This is a genomic window from Pseudomonas sp. XK-1, from assembly GCF_038069885.1.
GTDB lineage: Bacteria > Pseudomonadota > Gammaproteobacteria > Pseudomonadales > Pseudomonadaceae > Aquipseudomonas.
Genome location: NZ_JBBPES010000009.1, coordinates 75,614 through 96,407, shown reverse-complemented (window position 1 = coordinate 96,407; position 20,794 = coordinate 75,614). Strand labels below are relative to the sequence as shown.

At 60.2% G+C, this 20,794-nt stretch carries 21 protein-coding genes and 1 pseudogene; 13 read left to right on the top strand and 9 right to left on the bottom strand.

The window, feature by feature from the left end; translation table 11 throughout:
* Positions 1-526: 526 nt before the first annotated feature.
* Positions 527-1,939 carry an aminotransferase class III-fold pyridoxal phosphate-dependent enzyme gene (locus WMW70_RS20720; RefSeq protein ID WP_341439359.1) on the top strand — a complete coding sequence of 471 codons (1,413 nt, stop codon included), beginning with the start codon at positions 527-529 and terminating at the stop codon, positions 1,937-1,939.
* 87 nt (positions 1,940-2,026) lie between these two features.
* Positions 2,027-3,124 carry a polyamine ABC transporter substrate-binding protein gene (locus tag WMW70_RS20715; protein ID WP_341439358.1) on the top strand — a complete coding sequence of 366 codons (1,098 nt, stop codon included), beginning with the start codon at positions 2,027-2,029 and terminating at the stop codon, positions 3,122-3,124.
* A 135-nt stretch (positions 3,125-3,259) separates the two neighbouring features.
* Here the strand turns inward: WMW70_RS20715 and WMW70_RS20710 are convergent, their stop codons facing one another.
* Positions 3,260-4,021, bottom strand: a complete 762-nt coding sequence (locus tag WMW70_RS20710; protein WP_341439357.1) for a nuclear transport factor 2 family protein — start codon at positions 4,019-4,021, stop codon at positions 3,260-3,262.
* 112 nt (positions 4,022-4,133) lie between these two features.
* On the opposite strand from WMW70_RS20710, the pseudogene WMW70_RS22195 reads away from it, so the two are divergent.
* A pseudogene (locus tag WMW70_RS22195) lies at positions 4,134-4,477 on the top strand (IS3 family transposase); the annotation flags it as partial.
* 178 nt (positions 4,478-4,655) lie between these two features.
* Here WMW70_RS22195 and WMW70_RS20700 read toward each other — a convergent pair.
* A complete protein-coding gene (locus WMW70_RS20700) occupies positions 4,656-6,752 on the bottom strand; it encodes an autotransporter family protein (protein ID WP_341439356.1) in 2,097 nt (698 codons plus the stop codon).
* 256 nt (positions 6,753-7,008) lie between these two features.
* Complete coding sequence (locus tag WMW70_RS20695) at positions 7,009-7,410, bottom strand: hypothetical protein (RefSeq protein WP_341439355.1); 402 nt, start codon at positions 7,408-7,410, stop codon at positions 7,009-7,011.
* A gap of 169 nt (positions 7,411-7,579) precedes the next feature.
* Between WMW70_RS20695 and WMW70_RS20690 the strand changes: the two genes are divergently transcribed.
* The 7 genes from WMW70_RS20690 to WMW70_RS20660 all read left to right on the top strand — a co-directional run bounded on the left by WMW70_RS20690 (position 7,580) and on the right by WMW70_RS20660 (position 14,463).
* Positions 7,580-7,996: a hypothetical protein gene (locus WMW70_RS20690; RefSeq protein WP_341439354.1), complete on the top strand. Its 417-nt coding sequence runs from the start codon at positions 7,580-7,582 to the stop codon at positions 7,994-7,996.
* Positions 7,997-8,197: 201 nt separating this feature from the next.
* Positions 8,198-8,527 carry a hypothetical protein gene (locus WMW70_RS20685; protein ID WP_341439353.1) on the top strand — a complete coding sequence of 110 codons (330 nt, stop codon included), beginning with the start codon at positions 8,198-8,200 and terminating at the stop codon, positions 8,525-8,527.
* The gene (locus tag WMW70_RS20680; protein WP_341439352.1) at positions 8,514-9,935 is read left to right on the top strand and encodes a TolC family protein; all 1,422 of its coding nucleotides are present in this window, start codon (positions 8,514-8,516) and stop codon (positions 9,933-9,935) included. Before WMW70_RS20685 ends, WMW70_RS20680 begins: the two co-directional genes overlap by 14 nt.
* 16 nt (positions 9,936-9,951) lie before the next feature.
* Positions 9,952-11,364, top strand: coding sequence for a multicopper oxidase family protein (locus WMW70_RS20675; protein WP_341439351.1), 1,413 nt, complete (start codon positions 9,952-9,954; stop codon positions 11,362-11,364).
* 132 nt (positions 11,365-11,496) lie between these two features.
* On the top strand, positions 11,497-12,000 hold the full coding sequence (locus tag WMW70_RS20670; RefSeq protein WP_341439350.1) for a cupredoxin domain-containing protein: 504 nt from the start codon (positions 11,497-11,499) through the stop codon (positions 11,998-12,000).
* A gap of 121 nt (positions 12,001-12,121) precedes the next feature.
* A complete protein-coding gene (locus WMW70_RS20665; RefSeq protein WP_341439349.1) occupies positions 12,122-12,451 on the top strand; it encodes a copper-binding protein in 330 nt (109 codons plus the stop codon).
* 398 nt (positions 12,452-12,849) lie between these two features.
* Positions 12,850-14,463 carry a M28 family metallopeptidase gene (locus WMW70_RS20660; RefSeq protein WP_341439348.1) on the top strand — a complete coding sequence of 538 codons (1,614 nt, stop codon included), beginning with the start codon at positions 12,850-12,852 and terminating at the stop codon, positions 14,461-14,463.
* Between the two features lie 48 nt (positions 14,464-14,511).
* Here the strand turns inward: WMW70_RS20660 and WMW70_RS20655 are convergent, their stop codons facing one another.
* The gene (locus WMW70_RS20655) at positions 14,512-14,883 is read right to left on the bottom strand and encodes a glutaredoxin family protein (RefSeq protein ID WP_341439347.1); all 372 of its coding nucleotides are present in this window, start codon (positions 14,881-14,883) and stop codon (positions 14,512-14,514) included.
* A gap of 122 nt (positions 14,884-15,005) precedes the next feature.
* Between WMW70_RS20655 and WMW70_RS20650 the strand changes: the two genes are divergently transcribed.
* Positions 15,006-15,242, top strand: coding sequence for a DUF3820 family protein (locus WMW70_RS20650; protein WP_341439346.1), 237 nt, complete (start codon positions 15,006-15,008; stop codon positions 15,240-15,242).
* Between the two features lie 191 nt (positions 15,243-15,433).
* On the opposite strand, the gene folE is transcribed toward WMW70_RS20650, so the two are convergent.
* The 4 genes from folE to WMW70_RS20630 all read right to left on the bottom strand — a co-directional run bounded on the left by folE (position 15,434) and on the right by WMW70_RS20630 (position 17,985).
* Positions 15,434-15,982, bottom strand: coding sequence for a GTP cyclohydrolase I FolE (gene folE / locus WMW70_RS20645; RefSeq protein ID WP_341439345.1), 549 nt, complete (start codon positions 15,980-15,982; stop codon positions 15,434-15,436).
* A 77-nt stretch (positions 15,983-16,059) separates the two neighbouring features.
* The gene (locus tag WMW70_RS20640; protein ID WP_341439344.1) at positions 16,060-16,617 is read right to left on the bottom strand and encodes a Smr/MutS family protein; all 558 of its coding nucleotides are present in this window, start codon (positions 16,615-16,617) and stop codon (positions 16,060-16,062) included.
* A 352-nt stretch (positions 16,618-16,969) separates the two neighbouring features.
* Positions 16,970-17,290, bottom strand: a complete 321-nt coding sequence (locus tag WMW70_RS20635) for a hypothetical protein (RefSeq protein ID WP_341439343.1) — start codon at positions 17,288-17,290, stop codon at positions 16,970-16,972.
* Positions 17,291-17,388: 98 nt separating this feature from the next.
* Positions 17,389-17,985: a cysteine hydrolase family protein gene (locus WMW70_RS20630; protein ID WP_341439342.1), complete on the bottom strand. Its 597-nt coding sequence runs from the start codon at positions 17,983-17,985 to the stop codon at positions 17,389-17,391.
* A gap of 216 nt (positions 17,986-18,201) precedes the next feature.
* Between WMW70_RS20630 and WMW70_RS20625 the strand changes: the two genes are divergently transcribed.
* A complete protein-coding gene (locus tag WMW70_RS20625; protein ID WP_341439341.1) occupies positions 18,202-18,324 on the top strand; it encodes a hypothetical protein in 123 nt (40 codons plus the stop codon).
* Between the two features lie 44 nt (positions 18,325-18,368).
* On the opposite strand, the gene nhaD is transcribed toward WMW70_RS20625, so the two are convergent.
* Positions 18,369-19,622 carry a sodium:proton antiporter NhaD gene (gene nhaD / locus WMW70_RS20620; RefSeq protein ID WP_341439340.1) on the bottom strand — a complete coding sequence of 418 codons (1,254 nt, stop codon included), beginning with the start codon at positions 19,620-19,622 and terminating at the stop codon, positions 18,369-18,371.
* 205 nt (positions 19,623-19,827) lie between these two features.
* Between nhaD and prmB the strand changes: the two genes are divergently transcribed.
* Positions 19,828-20,757 carry a 50S ribosomal protein L3 N(5)-glutamine methyltransferase gene (gene prmB, locus WMW70_RS20615; RefSeq protein ID WP_341439339.1) on the top strand — a complete coding sequence of 310 codons (930 nt, stop codon included), beginning with the start codon at positions 19,828-19,830 and terminating at the stop codon, positions 20,755-20,757.
* Positions 20,758-20,794: the final 37 nt, after the last annotated feature.

Here is a 20,794-nt window from a genome sequence, read left to right as displayed (position 1 = left end):
CGGCCCGTCGGCCCACTGCAGCACCGCGACATGGCGGCAGACGCGGGCTATCACCTGCTGACGCAACACCTTGCGCTGAATCGCCTCTGGTGCAGTGCCCCCAATAAACGCAAAGCAGGTGTGTTAAGCCACTGCGGAACAGTCCATATACGGACTATCGCAGCAGCTGCTTAGCAGGCATCCGTTGAAGTCTGGTGGTACCCACCGGAGAAGGGCTAGTCCACAAAGCCTGCCGTTTCACCCGTACTGGGGGTGAGCCGTGGCTATACGCCGCGTACTTACCCGCAGATGAAGAAACGCAGAATGGAGTTGAGCCTGCGACAACCATTCTATGATCTGGAAATTCGCCGCTACTACCGCGCTATGCAAAGCAAGGCTGCGGGGAGGGGGGCAGTGGTGCCGGCCGGAGAACAGTTCAGAACAGGCCGAGGCTAAATGACCATGGTTTTCGCGCGGTCCCGCACGAAAAGCAAAAGCGTCACCGGAGTGGCAGTCTTTACAGCACGCTCACTACAAGGTAACCGCCATGTCCGTGCATGATAAAGAACTGCCCCAGGTCAACACCCAGCTACCGGGACCGGCCAGCACCGCGCTGTTCGAGCGCTACTCGCCACACCTGACCAGCAGCAACGCAGACCACAGCATTTACCCCCTGGTGGAAACCAGTCGCCGCGGCCACCTGATTGTCGATGCCGACAACAACACCTTTGCCGACCATCTGTCTGCCTGGGGCGCATCGCCTTTCGGCCCAACTCCACCCACCGTCAAAGCTGCCATGGACGCGGCCTGGCAGGATCACGGCATGCAGATCAGTGGCTGGCTGAGCAACACCGCCGCCTACCCGCTGGTGGAAAAGCTCGCCGCTATCGCACCGGGGCGAATCAACCGGGTCGAGTACTCGGTATCCGGCACGTTGGCCGTGGAAGGCGCGGTGAAGTTCATGCGCGAGGCCAGCAAGCGTCCGCTGATCATCACCTTCGGCGGTCAGTACCATGGCGAGTCGACCTACATGACCGCTGGGGCCTCCAGCGACCTGTCGAATGTTTCCTCCGGGCGCACCCAATTTGTTTCCGGGGTGGTCATGGTGCCTTACCCCAACCGCTTCCGCTCGGCCTTCCGCAAGGGCCCCGGCCCGTTCGACGACACCGAAGTGCTCGACTACCTGGAGTATCTGCTGGTCCAGCAGGTGCACCCGGGGCAGGTTGCCGGTGTGCTGATCGAGCCGGTGCTTGGTGAGGGCGGTATTCACGCGCCCTCGCAAGCCTTCTGGGATCGCCTCGGTGCACTGTGCAAACGTTGGGGCTGGCTGCTTTGTCTGGATGAAGTACAGACCTGTATGGGCCGTTGCGGCGAGATGTTCGCCATGCAGCGCTGGCAGAACATCGATCCTGATCTGATTCTGCTGGGCAAGGCCTTTGCCGCCGGCGGACAGCCGATTGCTGCGATTCTCGGCACCGACGCGATCATGGGTAACACCGACCTGCATTTGGGCAGCACTTACGGTTTTGCGCCGGCCGCCTGTGCCGGTGCACTGGCTGGTATCGAGCTGATCGAGGCCGGCGGCGTGCTGGAAAATGCCCGCCTGCTGGAAAGGATTTTCCTTGAGCACATGACACCGCTGAAAGCCGAAATCGAGCAGGTTGGTGATGTACGTGCCGTCGGTGCCATGGCCGCCATCGAGTTCGTGCAGAGCAAAGCCAGCAATGTGGCGGCACCGGCCTTTCAGTACGCCGTGCACCATGCGGTATTGCGCCGCGGTGTACTGGGTATCTCCCAGCGCGGCAAATGGCATTACCGGCTGCAGCCGGCCCTGACCATGTCGCCCGAAGTGTTCGAGTTCAGCTGCGCCGCGATTGCCGAAGCAATCCGTGAAGTGGCTGCAAATCCGCCTGCCGAAGCGCAAAGCATCCAGGATGCAGTAGCCGACGCCGTGCGTTGATAGTCGATTCCGCTGACAGAATTGTTTGGGGCTAAGGCTAAATGTCTCAGCCTGTGTGGCTGACTTCTAAGAATTGGAGCTGATTACATGGCTAATAGTAAGAGCAAGATGCTAATTGCACTGTGCCTTGCCGCCACTGCTGGCGGTGTTGCCCAGGCCGCAGACACGTCGGTGAAGGTCTACAACTGGTCGGACTACATCGCCGAAGACACCAATGCCAACTTCGAAAAAGAGACCGGCATCAAAGTGATCTACGACGTATTCGACAGTAATGAAACCCTGGAAGCCAAGCTGCTGGCGGGTGCCTCTGGCTATGACGTGGTGGTGCCGGGAAACATGTTCCTTGCCAGGCAGATCAAGGCAGGGGTGTTCCAGAAGCTGGATAAATCCAAGCTTCCAAACTGGAAGGACCTAGATGCTGACCTGATGAAGGTGCTTGAAACCACTGATCCGGGCAACCAGTACGCCATCCCCTACCTCTGGGGCACCACCGGTATCATCTATAACGTCGACAAGGTCAAAGCGGCGCTGGGTGTGGAGACGATTGATTCGTGGGATGTCATTTTCGAACCAAACAATCTGGAAAAGTTGGCGGCTTGTGGTGTAACCATGCTGGATGCCCCGCAGGAAATCATGGCGGCTGCACTGTTTTATCAGGGCCTGAATCCGAATCCGGCCAGCACAGAAGACATCGCCAGAGCTGAGGCCTTGATGATGTCGATCCGGCCGTACGTTACCTATTTCCACTCTTCGAAATACATCACCGATATGGCCAATGGCGATATCTGCGTGTCAGTGGGCTGGTCTGGAGATGCGTTCCAGGCTCAGGCTCGGAGTAATGAAGCAAAGAATGGCGTCAACATTGCCTATGCCATTCCGAAAGAGGGGGCGGCTTCTTGGTACGACATGCTGGCGTTGCCGGCTGACGCGAAGAACCCCGATGCAGCCCACGCGTACTTGAATCACCTTCTGAAGCCAGAAGTGATTGCGGCTGTCACAGACTATGTGGCTTATCCGAACGGTAACGCTGCATCAACGCCGCTGGTGACCGAAGAAATTCGCAACAACCCGGGCATCTATCCGACACCTGAAACTATGAAGAAGCTCTACGTTCTGGGTGAACTGTCTCAGAATGTTCAGCGTGCCATGACCCGCAGTTGGGCCAAAATTAAATCAGGTACATAAGCCGTCATTCCCCCCGACCACCTACAAGAGTGGTCGGGGCGTCTAAGCGGCCGTGTCACAGCAATTTAGCTGTCTTGCCGGGCATCGTCTCTATGCCCAGGCACGTTGATTGAAGTGACATCGACTGATTCAGGGCTATTTCAGTAGCTCACCGGGCACATGTCCGGTCACCGCGCGAAACGCACTGTAAAACGTGCTGGTAGAACGGAACCCGGCAACCCTGGCGCGTTCGACAATGCTGGTAGCCGAATCGCTGGCCAGCACATGGCGAATGCGTGCCCGATTGAGATACTGGTAAAAGCTCAACCCCAGCCCCTGATTCAGTGCATAGGAAATCTGATTTCGGGTGTAGCCGCTGACCCGGGCCACGTCCGACAGAGACAGACCAGGCTCCAGATAAGGTTGCTGCTGTTCAAAGTAAATCGATAGGTCTTTTAGTAGGTAGCCCAGTGCCCGAGGACTGAGGCCAATTTTACTGGCTGCGGCTTGCTTGCGTTGCGGCTGATCCGGCTTGTGCATCGGCAGCGCGTATTCATTGATTTCAATAATCTTCCCGTCGGCAATGCGCACCGCATCGCAGGCAGACACGCTGAGCAGCACATCTCCATTGGCGGCACGAATCACCTCGCAGTAGCGCAGGAAGACGGTGTCGCCATCGACCCTAGGTCTATCCAGGTACTCCAGAGTTTCCAGGGACGAACGGGCAATGATGTCGCGGATGTGTTCGCGTAGTGCTGCCCCGCTATAGCTGTTGCCACTGAAATGATCGATGAAGACCATGTCCGGGTGATACAGCGCTTCGATACCGGCGATATCGCCCCGCGCCCAGCAGGCATTGTGTTGCTCAACGATAGCTAGCGTTTTGGCGGATAGGATACCTAATTGGCAAATACTCATAGCGCCACCTTGTTAATAGCCTGCAACCGTCAATATGGACTACCGCCGATCCGATAGACATCCCCGGCCTATGCTTTGAGCATAGGAGGAAGTCTATGAGCACCCAACGAATCGACTGCTGCGGTTAATCCGAGATGCCTATGCGGCCAGCCGTGGTGTGTAGGGTGCGCGTCGGGTCGTTGGGGGGCTTGCGGGAAGCTGGTGAGACCTGTGGCAAGCATCGTGTTGCGCGGTTGATGCGATGTCACAAGATTAAGGCCCAGCGGGGCTATAAAGCACCGTGTTCAATTCGCCCCTCGATCATCGCCCCGAACCATTTCAACCTGGAGTTCACTGTCGATGCCCCTAACAAGGGCCGATGTGTTCGATTACATCGAAGTGTTTTACAACCGAACCCGCCGCCACAGTCACTTGGGCGGTGTCAGTCCCGAGGCATTTGAACGTGCCTCATTATGAGGCTGGGGATGTCTATTGGAGCGGGGGAGTCCATGTTCGGACCCTGAAGAGTGGAGGGCAGGCTGGAGCGCTGGCTAACGTATGTTTTCGCCGCGCCCCACTTGCATTTTTAGCAGTTGGTGATGAACTGCGCGAAAATATCACGCAGTTATACGAACCACTGCCAACATGCGCCTATTTAGTATTTGAGGCTGGCTATAAGTGACAGTTGATTGGACGAGTACTCGCTGTCATTCCACTTGTAGTCATATTGCCCTTTGACTGTCCAGGAACTGTTATCACAATTGCAGGACAGGAAGGTGATGCCAGCGCCGACATTGTACAGGTCCCGATTCTGCTCTATGCCTTCCACGTTAAATGCCGATCCGCCCCCGGTGAGGGCTGCGGTCTGCTCAGTAGACGTATCGCTAAAATCATGCATCCATTTAACATGAACTTCAGGGGAGTAGGTGCTGGTGCCGGATCGAATAACACGTTCGACCTTCACGCCCACGCCTGATTGGGTCAGGTTGTAATCCTGGTCATCCACACGATGATTCAAACCGCCAGCGCCACTTTCTTTATAGCTGTCAACTTTGATAAGCGACGTCTGTAACGAGGCGAAAGGGGTAACAGTAACTTCCTGATCGAAGTAGAAATGCTTCCCGGCCGAAACCAGAGCAGTGTACTGCTGGCCGTCGTAGTCAGATTTGGCCATGCGATTAACGCCAGGGAAGGTGATCTGGCGTTCCCCTTCATATCGATCCATGCCGGCAGTCAAAGCACCCTGCACATACCAAGGGCCTGGGGTGTAATTGAGATAGCCCGTCAGCTGGTAAGAGTCAATTGTCGTCTCACCCGAAGAGTTGTTGCCGTCAATGGTGCTATTCGCATAACCGGCGCTGATACCCGCTCGGGTGTTTTCGCCCACCGGCCGGTCGTAAGCCAGTACCAAACCGTAGGTTTTAGTGTCGTAGCCGAAGCTATTATCGACATCACCCTGGCTACCTGCATTACCAAAGGTTTTGGCCCACCAATTGCTCGGTTGCTCATCACCGTTGCACTTGCGCAGATCTTGCTGGGGCTTATCGGTCCCACAGCTGGTGTCGCAGCACAGGTTCTGGATTTCATCCACACGTGCTTGCAGCATGTCTTCCATCAGGCGCGTCGTTTGCCCTGCTACCCAGGGGGCTGCCAGGTTGGTACTGCTGGGGGCCAACTGAACCAGGGCATTGGTGACTGCTGATGCGCTGGGCAGAGCAAGCACGGCACCCTGAACAACTTGAACATCGGAGCCCACTGGAGCAGGTGAACCCAGCAGTGCCCCCGCAGCCACATCGGCAACGGGTGAGCCCAATGAAACGGATTCAACCGTGATAAGTACATCGCCAGTAGTCGTCGGCACGCTGGAGAAGGTGTAGAGCGGGTTGGTGTTGAGTACGGTTACAGTCGCTCCGTTGGTGCCCGCCAGGCCGCCAACAATCGTGAAGGTCGTGCCCGCAGTAAGTACGCCCGTAACAGTTGGAATTACCGTGATACCGGCAGCATTGATATTCGAAGCGCCGGACGGCTGGATATTACCGTAGACGGTATTGCCGGCCAGAGAGGTCGCAATCGTGCCATTGGCGTTAGTGGTCAATGCCCCAGTAATGGCCAGGGTATTCGCACCGAGGTTGAATCCTTGGGCTTGTACGGCACCGGTAATGGATGCATTACCGCCAGAGACATTAATTTGCTTCAGCCCGTTTGCACCGCCAATGGCCCCATCGACATGACTGCCGTTATTCAGGGTCAACGTGCCGGTATTTGCAGTATTAGTCGTGATTGCGCCCGTCAGGAGTTGACCAGCGCCGAGATTAAGAAAGCCATCGCCTACGAATACAGGTGCCGATATGACGTCACCATTGAAATTTACAATGCCTTCCCCGCTAATTTGGGACGTAGTAGCGAATACGTCGCCATTAAAATTAACCGTACTGCCAGTAGCGCCAGCACTGATATTTAGAAACAGCACGTCTGGCTGGCCGGTTGACCCTGTTACGGTTGAATCACCGAGAAACAGAAGGTCGCCGGTGTTATTGGAGTCAGTGGTAAAGGCACCGCCGAGGTCGTTATTGGTATTGATGTTTTGACCGTCGGTAATGGTCAATGTGGCACCACCCGTAGTATCGACACCATTGAGCTCGCCTTCAGCCCCGACTACACCGGGAAGCGCAACGGCCTCACGAGCCAGACTGATCGGGGCCCAAGCCACGATGGCGGCTGCCACAGCTACAGAAATTAAGCTGGCTTTCATGCCGATCCTTTGAGTTAAATGTCGTAATTGACACTCCACCGTATGCTTAATAAATACAATTAGCAAATAAACCAAATTAATTAATATTAATCGCGGTTGGAAATATAAATATTGCTTTTTGCTTATAAGTAATAAATCCGGTTATTTATATTTATAGACCTTATCCGGAATGTTAGAGCGAATGGTTTCTCTTAGCTGTTAGCTATCCGTTGTGCCGATCCGCTTCTGTCCGACTTCGGCTACTTTCCCCAACCCCTCAAATATCCCGAAACAGGTCATGGGCGTTAAGCAGGTCGTAGGCGATCTCCGGGTGTTTTTCCAGGCCGCGGCGGATGGAGGTGGGCAGCGCCTGGCGGGTTTTGCGGCAGAGGCCGGGGAGTTCGGCGATCTCAATTCTGATGCCGCGCATGCTGCGCACTTCATTGAAGCCGGGGGCGATGGCCAGGCGGATGCCGAGTTGCTCGTACATGCGCTGCTGCAGTTTTTCCAGCTCGCTCAGGCTCTGCAGGTTTTCCAGGCGATCGAGCAGGCGTTTCTCTTCCTGGCGGGTCAGGCGCAGGATACGCAGGTCGCTGTCGGCGCTTTCCAGCAGCTGCTCGCGGCCGCAGTCGCAGGCTCCGGGCGGGCAGGGTTGGCGGATGGGCGGGTTGGTTGTCATGGGCTCCGATCATAGCCAGCCTGGCGGTTGTTTGCCCATGGGGCTGGTGGGTTATATCGATGGTCGGCTGTGGGGAAATCAAGCTCCGGCACTTGCCGGCCATGGACAAGCGACCGAATCGGTGGATAATCCGCCTCACCCACTTTTATTCGAAGACAGCCCTATCGCCATGCGCACACTGCGAATTGCCCTGATCTGGATGCTGATGCTCGCCCTCCCGGCGCAGAGCATGGCAGCCGTCGGCATGCAGTTATGTGCATTCACTCAGGGTGGGGCGGGCGATTCAAGCAGCCAGCAGATAGCGGCCCATCACCCGGCTGTCATGGCTCCCCAGGCCATGCAGGCCTCCGCCCATGGCGAGCATCATGGCGGCGACAGTGCCGCCCCCTCGAGCACCTCCGTACAGCCCGCCGATAACAGCCTATGCAGCCTCTGCGCCTTTTGCGTGGGTGCGGTGGCGCTGAGTACGGTGGTTGCCAGCAATAGCCTGCCGCATGCTGTCGAGCCGTCCCTGGCACGACTGGATCGCTTTATCGGCTTTATCGCCGAGACCCCGGAAAGACCCCCCCGCCTGTTTCTCGCCTAAGCCAGGAGTGCACTGAATAGTGCCCACTGGGCTATCGCCCTGTTAGCTATGGCTATGCGCTGAGTCCTTCCCTCACCCCCCCCCGGGAGAGGGGCCAATCCGCGCCTGCTGCCAGACCCGCTAACCGGTATATGGCCTTTGTCTTAGTTGCGTGGCTGACCGGCCTGTTGCCGGCTACTGCGCTTGACGCGAGATCATTCGATGCTGCGTTTGTTTTTTGCCCGGCGCGCGTTTGCCTGCCTGGTTCTGTTGGTGCTGCCTGTCAGTGCCTGGGCCGAGTTGCCCGACCCACTGGATGCCCAGGCCGCTACGCCGGCTGTGCACTATCAATCACCGCTCAAGACCTACCAGGGTTTTAGCGAGCAACCGCTGCAGGATTGGCGCGAGGCCAATGAGCTGGTCGGCCGTATCGGCGGCTGGCGCACCTACGCACAGGAGCCTTACGCCGAGGAAGTTTCGGCACCGCAGCCCACCGAGCCGGCTATCGAGCCGCCGGCCAAGCCAATGGAGCAGCAGCATGGTCATCACTAAGGCACGGCGCATAAAAGGTTTCGTACGCCTGTTAGGGCTCTGTAGCCCCTTGTTGCTGGTCGGTTGCGCTGGTTTTAGTCAGGACGGCGGTTTTGCCACGGTCGAGCAGGCCAGCCAGGCGCAGCTGGACAAGCAGGTCACCTGGGTGAAAACCCCGGAGCAGCGCAGCCAGGTGGCCGAGCGGGTCGCCGAGCTGCTGGCCGAGCCGCTGACGGTGGATGCCGCAGTGCAGGTGGCGCTGTTGAACAACCCCGGCCTGCAGGCAAGTTTCGATCAGCTGGGTATCAGTGAGGCCGAACGGGTGCAGGCCGGACGCATCCCCAATCCGGGCTTTTCCTTCGGCCGTCTGGAGAAGGGCAGCGAGGTGGAGTACGAGCGCGGCCTGCATATCAACCTGGCGCGGCTGATCGCCATGCCGCTGACCTCGGGTATGGAGGCCAAGCGCTTCGAGCAGGTGCAGCGGCAGACCAGCCTGGCGGTGTTCGAGCTGGCCAGCCAGACCCGCAAGGCCTGGTACCGCGCGGTGGCGGCGCAGGAGAGCCTGGGCTTTATGGGCCAGGTGATGGAGTCGGCTGAAATCTCTGCCGAGTTGGCCAGGCGGCTGGCGGCGGTGGGCAACTACAGCACCTTGCAGCGCGCCCAGGAACAGAGCTTCTATGCCGATGCCGGGCTTAACCTGATCCGCGCCGAGCAGGCCCGGGTGCAGAGCCGCGAGCAGCTGACTCGTCTGCTCGGTCTGTGGGGTGAGCAACTCGACTTCCAGTTGCCTGCGCGCTTGCCCGAATTGCCGGCCACGGCCGAGCAACTGGCGGATGTCGAACGCCTGGCCATGGCCCAGCGTCTGGATATCCAGGCCGTGCGCCTGGACGCCGAGCGCCTGGCCAAGAACCTGGGGCTGAGCAAGACCACGCGCTTTATCAACGTGCTGGAGCTGGGCGTGGTGAATAACCGCTCCAATGAGGAGCCGACCCAGCGCGGTTACGAGATCAGCGTCGAGCTGCCGCTGTTCGACTGGAGTGGGGCCAAGGTGGCCAAGGCCGAGGCGCAGTACCGGCAGATGCTCAACCGCGCCGCCGAAACGGCGATCAACGCTCGCTCGCAGGTGCGCGAGGCTTACCTGGGTTACCAGGCCAGCCATGACATTGCCCGGCATTACCGTGACGAGGTGCTGCCGCTGCGCGCGCGCATCGCCGAGGAAAATGTCCTGCAGTACAACGGCATGTTTATCAGCACCTTCGAGCTGCTGGCCGATGCGCGTAAGCAGGTGCTGGCGGTGGATGGCTACCTGCAGGCGCAGCGCGATTTCTGGATCGCCAAGGCCGACCTGGATATGGCCCTGCTGGGTGCGCCCAGCCTGTCATCGAGCACTCCGGCCATGGCCGCCACCGACGAGCCCGCCGGGCACTGATCAAGGACTATTTCCCATGGTTTCACGACGTGATTTCTTTCTCGGTGCCAGCGCCATTACCGCCGCTGTCGCCACCTCTGCGGTCAGTCGGGTGTCCCTGGCCGGCATACCGGAAGCGGTGTCCCAGGGTAGCGCCGATACCCAGCCGCCACTGCAACCGCAGAACGGCCGACCCTATAACCCGGTGGTCACCCTCAACGGCTGGACCCTGCCGTGGCGGATGAACAACGGGGTCAAGGAGTTCCACCTGGTGGCAGAGCCGGTGGTGCGCGAGCTGGCACCGGGCTACAAGGCCCATTTGTGGGGCTATAACGGTCAGTCGCCGGGGCCGACCATCGAGGTGGTGGAGGGCGACCGGGTACGCATCTTTGTCACCAACAAGCTGCCCGAGCACACCAGCATTCACTGGCACGGCCAGCGCTTGCCCAATGGTATGGACGGCGTCTCCGGGCTGACCCAGCCGGCGATTCCGGTGGGCAAGACCTTTGTCTACGAATTCGTCGCGCGCCGTCCCGGCACCTTTATGTACCACCCCCATGCCGACGAGATGACCCAGATGGCCATGGGCATGATGGGCTTCTGGGTCACTCACCCCAAGGCGCATCACCCGTTGATCAGCGAGGTGGATCGGGATTTCTGTTTCCTGCTCAACGCCTACGACATCGAGCCCGGGGCGGCCACGCCGAAGATCATGACCATGCTCGACTTCAACCTGTGGACCTTCAACAGCCGCATCTTCCCCGGCATCGACCCGCTGGTGGTGCGGCATAACGACAAGGTGCGGATCCGCGTCGGCAACCTGACCATGACCAACCACCCGATCCACCTGCATGGCCACGAGTTCGAAGTGACCGGTACCGATGGCGGGCCGACCCCGGTGGGTTCGCGCTGGCCGGAGGTGACCACCGATATCGCGGTGGGGCAGATGCGCCAGGTCGAGTTTCTTGCCGACGAGGAGGGCGACTGGGCCTTCCACTGCCACAAGAGCCACCACACCATGAACGCCATGGGCCACGACATCCCGACCCTGGTTGGCGTCGACCACCGCGACATGACCCGCAGGGTCGCCAAGCTGATCCCCGATTATATGGTCATGGGCGAACGCGGCATGGCCGATATGGCGGAGATGCAGATGCCGCTGCCGGACAACACCGCACCGATGATGACCGGCGACGGTCCCTTCGGCTCGGTGGAAATGGGCGGCATGTTTACCGTGCTCAAGGTGCGCAAGGACCAGCCCGCGGGCGACTACCGCGACCCTGGTTGGTTCAAGCACCCGGCCGGCACTGTGGCCTACGAATGGAAAGGGGACCTGGCCCAACCGGCGCGTTCGAGCGAGGCCGGTGGGCAGTCGATGCCGCTCAAGCAGCCGATTGATGAGCCGGTTGAGGTGCAGGTGCGTAAACCCGGCGGCCACAACGGCCACTAATGAAAATTGTAGGAGCGGCTGGGCGGCATTCCGCTGGGCGGCACCCCGCTGGGCGGCACCCCGCTGGGCGGCACTCCGCCCAGCCGCTCCTACACCAGGCATGCAGCATTTATTCAATTCGAGGAATTAATCATGAATCTATCGTCAAACCTTAGTGCCCTGTTGCTGGGCTTTGTCGGCGTCTTTATCAGCAGCCCGTTGCTGGCCCATGGCGATAAACCTGACGCGCCTCACAGCGCGGCGGTGATCAAGGAGCAGAAGCCCTGGGGCATTGCCGGCGATGCCGAGCAGGTCAGCCGCACCATCAAGATTGGCATGAGTGATGCCATGCGCTTCACCCCCGACCGCCTTGAGGTCAAGCAGGGCGAAACCATTCGCCTGGTCCACCGCAACAACGGTCAGGTGCTGCACGAGTTCGTCATCGGCACTCAGGACGATCTGGATAAACACGCGGCGTTGATGGTCAAGTTCCCCGGTATGGTGCATGACGAGCCCTATATGGCCCACGTTGGCCCGGGCCAGACTGGCGAGATCATCTGGACCTTCAACCGCGCCGGGGACTTCGACTTTGCCTGCCTGATTGCCGGCCATTACCAGGCGGGAATGGTCGGCAAGGTGCGGGTTATGGCGAACTGACGCAAGCGTGCAAATCCGGATCAGCCTGTGCTGATCGGGGCAGTAGCGGCAGCGCAAACCTTGCGCGGGCCGATAAATGATCAGGGCGGCCGCTGGGTCGCCTGACTTGAGGAGCAAGACCATGAAGCAACTACTGATCGCCTGCCTGTTGGGCAGCCTGGCATTTACCGTACAAGCCAGTGATGAATATGCCAGCGACAAGGGCCAGGATGCCGCGCAGGTCAACGCCAGCATGAGCCAGGGCGAGGTGCGCAAGATCGATGCGGCCCGGCAGAAGATCACCCTGCGCCATGGCCCCATTGCCAATATCGGCATGCCGCCGATGACCATGGTGTTCGACGTCAAGGACGCTACTCTGCTCGAAGGGGTCGCAGTGGGTGACAAGGTCGGCTTTGTCGTCGAGCAGCAGGGCAGCAAGTTCGTCGTGACCGAGTTGCAGGGCGCGCAGTAACGCCGCGCTTAGCCGGGCCGCGGGTCGGTCCGGTTTGCTCTATTGGCCTAGGCGCGCGCCGTGGCCAATTCCTCAGGCCGTGGCTTTGCGTCCAGGTGCCGGCGCTTGAGTGTCAGTTAGCCTGGCTGCGCCGCGTGGCCCAACGGCTTTTGGGCTGCAGCGGTGCGCACGGCGCATCCTGCAGAGCCCTTCTGATACAGCCCAGATCTCATTTGCCCCGGCATTTTTTGACCTAGTGCTCAAATTTGCGCGCGGGGTCGGCATTCGATCCATAAATGGCGAACCGAAAGGACAGGCGTGAGTCACTGCTTATGGTCGCGTCTCCAGGGAGCCGTAGGGGGCAGTGGCAGATGCCATAGACGACCAGCACAACACTATCTATCCAAGGATGATTTCCCATGACGAAGAAGAACAATGTTCATTGGGTTGTTGGTTCGCTCGCTTTAATCGCCTCCACCGCCGGTATTGCCGCCTCGCCCAGTGACAGCGAGCGCTTCAATGATTTCTGGACACCGGGCAAACCGCCGCTATCGGCGTGCAAATCGCCGCTGCTGGTGGGCACTCCGCTGGGCTTGCCCCACTGCATGCAGGCCAGCAAGGTGATGACCCGTCTGCAAGCCCTGCAGGATATCGCCAGCCTCAATGGCGGTAACCGCGCCGCCGCGCAGCCCGGCTATCAGGCCTCGGTCGACTACGTGCGCAGCACCCTGGAGCGTGCCGGCTATACCGTTACCCTGCAGGCCTTCCCCTTCACCTCTTACGAGCCGATTGGCCCAGGCACCCTGAGCATGCTGTTGCCGACGCCGACCGACTATGTCTGGGACGAGGACTTCACCTACCTGTCGCAAACCGAAGCCGGCGATGTCAGCGCCGCCGTGGTGCCGGTGGATCTGATGCTCGGTGCCGGCAATAGCTCCAGCAGCGGTTGCGAGGCAGAGGATTTCGCCGGCTTCCCCAGTGGCTCCATCGCCCTGGTTCAGCGCGGCAGCTGTACCTTCCAGATCAAGGCCGAGAATGCCGCAGCGGCTGGTGCGGCGGGGGCGGTCATCTTCAATCAGGGCGATAGCGAGGATCGCAAGGGCCTGATGAACGCGACCCTGGGCGATACCTATGCCGGCGGTATCCCGGTGTTGTTCACCACCTACGATATCGGTGCCGACTGGGCGCAGACCGCAGGGGTGCAAGTGCGCATGGTGGCCGACGTCGAGCGTAGCCGTACCGAAACCCACAACGTGATTGCCCAGACCCGGCGCGGCAACCCGAACAATGTGGTGATGGTCGGCGCGCACCTGGATTCGGTGGGCGAAGGTGCCGGCATCAACGACAATGGCTCGGGTAGCGCTGCGCTGCTGGAAATGGCAGTGCTGATGAGCAAGGCCCACCCGCTCAATCAGGTACGGTTCGCCTGGTGGGGCGCGGAAGAGTCTGGGCTGGTCGGTTCCACCTATTACGCCAGCCAGCTGCCGGACGAGGAGAAACAGCAGATCAGGGCCTACCTGAACTTCGACATGATCGCGTCGCCGAATTTCGGCAACTTTATCTATGATGGCGACGGTTCGGACTTCGGCCTGCAGGGTCCACCCGGTTCGGCTGCCATCGAGCGTCTGCTGCAAGCCTATTTCGACCTGCGCGGCGCGCCGGCAGAGGGCACCGAGATCGACTTCCGCTCCGACTATGCGCAGTTCTTCGAGGAAAGCATCGCCTTTGGCGGTCTGTTTACCGGGGCTGAAGACCTGAAGAGCGAGGAGCAGGCGCAGAAGTTCGGCGGTGCGGCCAACCAGCCGTTCGACCCGTGCTACCACGATGCCTGCGACGACATCAGCAATATCAATATGGATGCGCTGGAGCTGCATGGCGACGCCATGGCCTTTGCCACCAGCTGGTTGTCGCTGTCGACCAAGGTCATCGACGATGAAATTGCCGCCGTCGAGCAGGCCCAACAAGGCCGTGCCCTGCAGCGTCAGCAGTCGGTGCGCAATATCGAGCGTTGGGGCAAGTACTTTATCAAGTAAGCCCGTGTAACCCTGCGCCAGGGGCAACCCCTGGCGCAGTCCTGGGCGTTATGCGCCGGCGAAGCGCTCGTCCAGATAGGCGATGATCGCCTTGGACTCATACAGCCAGGTGCTCTGGCCGTTTTCTTCGATGCGCAGGCACGGCACCTTGATTTTTCCGCCTTGCTGCTCCAGCTCGCTACGCGCCTGGGCGTCGTTCTTAGCGTCGCGCAGGGCCACTGGCACGTTCAGTTTGTGCAGGGTACGGCGGGTTTTTACGCAGAACGGGCAGGCGTGGAACTGGTACAGCGCCAGGTTGCTGGCGCTTTGCTCGACCGCCGTCTGAGCTTGCGGGGTGCGTTTGAGCTTGGCCGGACGGCTGATCCAGTCGAGGAAGATGATCAACTGGCCGAGGCCGATGCGCAGTGCCTTGATAATCATGCGGGGCAAACCTTGGGTCGATAAACAGGGGCGCGCAGCTTACCCGAGTTTTTCCGCCTTGGCCTGGCCCTGGGCCGAACGGCATAATCCGCGTTCGATTGCCCAACCCTGCCGAGCCTGCGATGAAGCCCGAAGATCTGTTGTTGCTGGTCACCCGCGAAATGCCTTTCGGTAAACACAAGGGCCGTCTGCTCGCTGATCTGCCGGGTAACTACCTCAACTGGTTCGCTCGCGAAGGCTTTCCCCAGGGTGAAGTCGGCCGGCTGCTGGCGTTGATGCAGGAGATCGACCACAACGGTTTGTCGGGTTTGCTCGACCCGTTACGAACCAAGCCGCGGGTGCCGTTCAAGGGCCAGTAAGCCCTGCGCAGCGGTCCGGTAGGGTGCGCTGTGCGCACCAGCCTAGGCGGCGGGCACCTTGGTGCGCGCGGCGCACCCTACGACAGCAGGCTTGCACGCATATGAGCGGCGCAGCCTGACGCCTTGCCGCAGTAGGGTGCAGTCAATAAAAAACCGGCCCATGACCGGTTTCTTCTTGCAGCAGGGGTTGATCAGTTATTGATCAGGCTGAGGAACTCGCTGCGCGTCGCGGCATTTTCGCGGAACTCGCCGAGCATCACCGAGGTGACCATGGCGGAGTTCTGCTTCTCCACGCCGCGCATCATCATGCACATGTGCTGCGCTTCGATCACCACCGCAACCCCGAGGGCACCGGTAACCTGCTGGATGGCTTCGGCGATCTGCCGGCTGAGGTTTTCCTGGATCTGCAGGCGGCGCGCGTACATGTCGACGATACGGGCGACCTTCGACAGGCCGAGCACCTTGCCGCTGGGGATATAGGCGACATGGGCCTTACCGATAAACGGCAGCAGGTGATGCTCGCACAGCGAGTACAACTCGATGTTCTTCACCAGCACCATTTCGCTGTTGTCGGAGCTGAACAGCGCGCCATTGGTGACCTCTTCCAGCGTCTGCTGGTAGCCCTTGCACAGGTACTGCATGGCTTTGGCGGCGCGCTTTGGCGTGTCGAGCAGGCCTTCGCGGGATACGTCTTCGCCAAGTTGGCCAAGGATCTCGGTGTATTGCTGTTCCAGGGACATGGACAATCTCGTAGGTCTTTCCAAAGGGCGCAGGTTAGGCCGCAAGCGCTGGGCTGGCAAGTGTGGCGGCGGCCTGCTTACTCGTCGCGGCCATCCATCATGGTGCGCTTGAGCATCACGTAAACCGCGCCGGTGCCGCCATGTTTGGCCAGGCAGGAGGTGAAGCCGAGCACTTGTGGGTGTTGGCGCAGCCAGGTGTTGACGTGGCTTTTGATCATCGGTTTGCGGCCATCCATGCGCACGGCCTTGCCATGAGTGATGCGCACGCAGCGCACCTCCAGCTTGTTGGCCTCGGCGATAAATTCCCACAGGGTGTCGCGGGCTTTTTCCACTGTCATGCCGTGCAGGTCGAGGCTGCCTTCAAAGCTGATCTGCCCCAGCTTGAGCTTGCGCATCTGGCCTTCCTGAACGCCGTTGGCGGCCCAGTACAGTGGGTCTTCGGCACCTACGTCGATGACGAACTGGTCGGACAGGCCGTCGACCTTGACCGACTCCACGCGCGCCGTCGCGGCCTGGCGCAGGGTAGCCAGTTGCGCCCGGTTGGGTTTCGGTTTGCCGGTGTCGGCGCGGTCATGTTTGATCGGTTTGACGCCGCGCAACTCAGCTTTGAATAAAGAAAAATCGTCGTCTTGCATTTAGGGTCTGTTACCGTTTTGTTCGCGGCCGCGCCGGAGCCTGTTTTAGCGCGAGGCAAGGCACGAGACGCGAAGTTTGGTTGTTCCAAATGAGTGTCGAGAAACGCAGTATCGCGCTAAAACAGGCCCGGCCCCTCGGGTTGCGCGCAAAATCTCGCCATGCGGTGTTGGAGGACTTGGCAAGGGAGCAACCATTACCTGCGTCCTCCGCCTAGCGGAGCGCCGCCCGGCCATGGCGAGATTTTGCGCAGCAACGCGGCTCGCGACGAAACGGCAACAGACCCTATATCTCCGCGAAGGCCGCTAGTGTAACCAAGGTGCGGGCTCAAGTGCGCACTGGATCGGCCCGCTATCAGTCGCGCTTTTTCATCAGGTGCGGGGCGAGGCTCAGGTCGCTGTGTTGGCGCATGCGGCGGCGACAGCGCCGCCAGAACATGATGGCGAAATACAGCAGGAGCAGGCCGATTACCACAAAGGCCACGCCGGCGGCCGGCGACTCGTTCAGCGGGCCTAGGGCTGCTGGGCGGCCGAGCAGCGTTGCTGCGCCCGCCATGGTCAGCAGTACGCCGAGCATGCACAGCAGCGCTGCCAACCCTGCACCGAGGCGCGAGCGCCAGTTGCCGGAGCTGCGGGGCCGCAAGCGGCGAGCATCAAAACCATCGGATGGTTTCATTGCGAATTCCTTAGAGGCTAACGCCGGTATGACCTGCTGCTACTGGCGTGGTTCAACGGGGTGCGCGAGTTGCACGCGGCGAGTGAGGACATTCGGCTTTACAGCAAGGCACTGGCGCGGGGGACCACCGCGGCAAAATTGTCCGCCAGGGCGATCATTTCGGCGCGGTGCATGTCGGCGGCGCTGATCACCTGGCCGTCCAGGGTTGGTAGGTCGCGGGTGGCGCAGGCGCTATCGACCAGGGTGCAGCGATAACCGTAGTCCTTGGTGGCGCGCACGGTGGTGCTGATGCTGGAGTGGGTCATAAACCCGCAAATGATCAGGTCCAAGTGTCCCAGCTTTTGCAGATGTTCGTGCAGATCGGTGCCGGAAAAGGCATTGGGCATGCGTTTTTCCACGATGATTTCTCCTGGCAGCGGCGCGGCCTCCGGCAGGTGATGGCCGCGTGGGCCGCGTGGGTCGAGCAGGCCGTCGGGAATACCCAGGTGCTTGACGTGGACGATGGCGCAGCCCCGGGCGCGGGCTGCAGCCAACAGGGTGGCGATTTCTTCCAGCGCAGCATCCAGCCCCGGCAGTTGCAGAACGCCGCTGCGATACTCCTCCTGAGCATCAATGATCAGCAGGGTCGCATTGTTCAGGCTGGCAGGTGCATGGCCGCGGCCGGTCAACGTGAACAGGGTTTGGGGGATGGACATGGCAGGGAACTCCAGGCTGGCATGGACGACTTCCTGCATTGTCCGCCTCTGGGCTGCTGCTGTGAACCTTTGCGGATGATTGCGTTTGAATCAGTGTTCCGCTGACGGCATGGGCCAAAGTGGCAAGCTGCGGCGGCTCTTGCGTGTGGCCGAAGTGGCGAGCAGAATCGAACCACTCCCGAGGATGGGGTGTCGTAAAGCAAAAGGAGTTGCCCAATGAGCCTGGTATCGCTGTTTTCCGAACACTTCTGGTTATTGTTCGCCCTGGCGGTTTCCATCGCCGTGCTGCGCGAACTAAGTCTCAAACGTGATGAGCCGGGTCGCCAGAAGCGCGGCTGAACCGCGCCTGGAACATGCCCAGGCGCGGCCCGCTTGGCCTGGGGTCAGTAGAGGCCTAGCAGCTCGAACTGCAGGTACCAGACGCCCAGCGAACCGAAGAAGTTGACCAGAATGGCCGGCAGGAACTTCAGGTGCACACCGAAGCTGTAGGTCTTGTCCAGGGACATGGCCATCACCCCGGCGGCCGAACCGACCACGGTCAGCGAGCCGCCAATCCCCACCATCAGCGCATTCAGCGCCCACTGATTGAGCCCCAGCTGCGGGTTTGACATCAGCGCAGCCGCTTCCACCGGCACGTTATCCATCACCCCGGACGCTACCCCGAGCACCACGTTGACCGCGGTGGGGTTCATCACTTCGAACAGCTGCGAGATATACGACAGCCAGCCGACATGATTGAGGCAGGCCACCGAAGTGATGATGCCGATAAAGAACAGCAGGGCGTTCCACTCGACCTTCTGCAGCTGATCCTGCCAGGGCAGTTCGATGCCGCGCTGCATCAGCAACCAGGCATACAGGGCGACAAAGCCCAGACCGATGCCGATGGCGAATTCGATGCTGACTTTCAGCAGGATATTGCACAGCACCGCACCAACCACGGCGAAGAACCCGACGATCGCCAGGCCCGCGCCGCCCGGCTTGAGGCCGGTTTCCGCCTGGTCGGCCATATGCACCAGGCTTTCGCCGTCCAGTTTGCGCAGGTAGAACAGGTGCAGGGTGGCAGCGAACAGTAGCCAGCCAATCAGCGCCGAAGGAATCAGCAGCAACAGCCCGGCGATGCTGATTTTCCCGGCCAGAACCACCATCAGACTGGTCGAGGTGCCGAGAAACCACACCCCGCTGTTGGACGCTACGACGATATTGCACAGCGATATATGGGTGTAGCGCTGGTTGGTGGAGATGCTCTTGACGGTTTTACCGAAGATCATCGCCGTGGTGATGTTGTTGAGAAAGGGCGAGAGCAGCGCCGACAATGCCCCGGTAGCCCAGAACATGCCTTTGGCACCCAGACCCTTGCGCATCAGGTAGCCGTTCAGGGCGGTGAATACGTTCCGCTCGTTGAGCAGTTCGACCACCATCCACATAAACGCCATAAAGGCGATCAGGCCAAAGAGTTCTCCCTTGGTCTCATTCTGCGCATGGAGGAAATACTGGAAGCCATTGGGGTCGTTGATTGCATAGTGGGCACCGATAACGATCAGACCGGACATCATGAACATCGCCGGTTTGAACTTATCCATTTCCAGTTGTGCTTCAAACACGATCAGCGTCATGCCAATCAGGAATATCGCCAGCACGAGCAAGCCCGTGATCGAGAACGGATCTATGACCATTTTGTGGAGGTCTCGGAGGAGGGGGAGGGAAGGGTTGAGAAAGTGTTACAAATTATATGCCTGTCCCCTGGGCTTTGGCAGTGCTACTTGAGTACCAGCGCGGCGTTTTCGTGCAGGGATGCGTCCTTGGGCTAGAATGCGCGATCTTTAGCCCCCGGAGACCGCTGCCGTGACCGCCACCCCTGCTCTCAACACCCGCTTGCGCACCGTGCGCGACTATATCCGCTGGGCGGTGAGCCGCTTTCAGGGCGAAGAGCTGTTTTTCGGCCATGGCACCGACAATGCCTGGGATGAGGCGCGTCAGCTGGTGCTGGGAGCACTGCACCTGCCCTATGAAATAGCCGACAGCTACCTCGATTGCCGCCTCGAAGACGACGAGCATGCGCACCTGCATGAGCTGCTCAAGCGGCGCATCGATGAGCGCGTGCCGACCGCCTACCTGCTGGGCGAGGCCTGGTTCTGTGGCCTGCCCTTTATCGTCGACGAGCGCGTGCTGGTGCCGCGTTCACCGATTGCCGAGTTGATCGAACAGCACCTGCAGCCCTGGCTGGGCCCGGAGCCCCAGCGCATCCTCGACCTTTGTACCGGCTCGGGCTGCATCGGCATCGCCTGCGCCTATGAGTTCCCCGAGGCCGAGGTGGTGCTTGGCGACCTGTCCTACGAGGCCCTGGAAGTGGCCAACCAGAATATCGAACGGCATGGCCTGGATGAGCGCGTGTACACCGTGCAGGGCGACGGCTTTGCCGGCTTGCCGGGCCAGCGCTTCGATCTGATCGTCTCCAACCCGCCCTATGTGGATGCCGAGGATTTCGCCGATATGCCGGCCGAATACCAGCATGAGCCGGCCCTGGGCCTGGCCTGTGGCGAGGATGGCCTGAACCTGGTGCGACGCATGCTGGCCGAGGCCGCCGATCACCTGACCGAGCGTGGCCTGCTGATCGTCGAGGTGGGCAATAGCCAGGTGCATGTAGAAGCGCTGTACCCGGAAGTCGACTTCACCTGGCTGGAGTTCGAGCGTGGCGGCCATGGCGTGTTCCTGCTCGCGGCCCAGCAGTGCCGCGAGCATCAGGCGCTGTTCCGCTCCCGGGTCGACGGCTGATCGTTGAGCGAGCCCTGGTGAAAACCACGACCGGGCT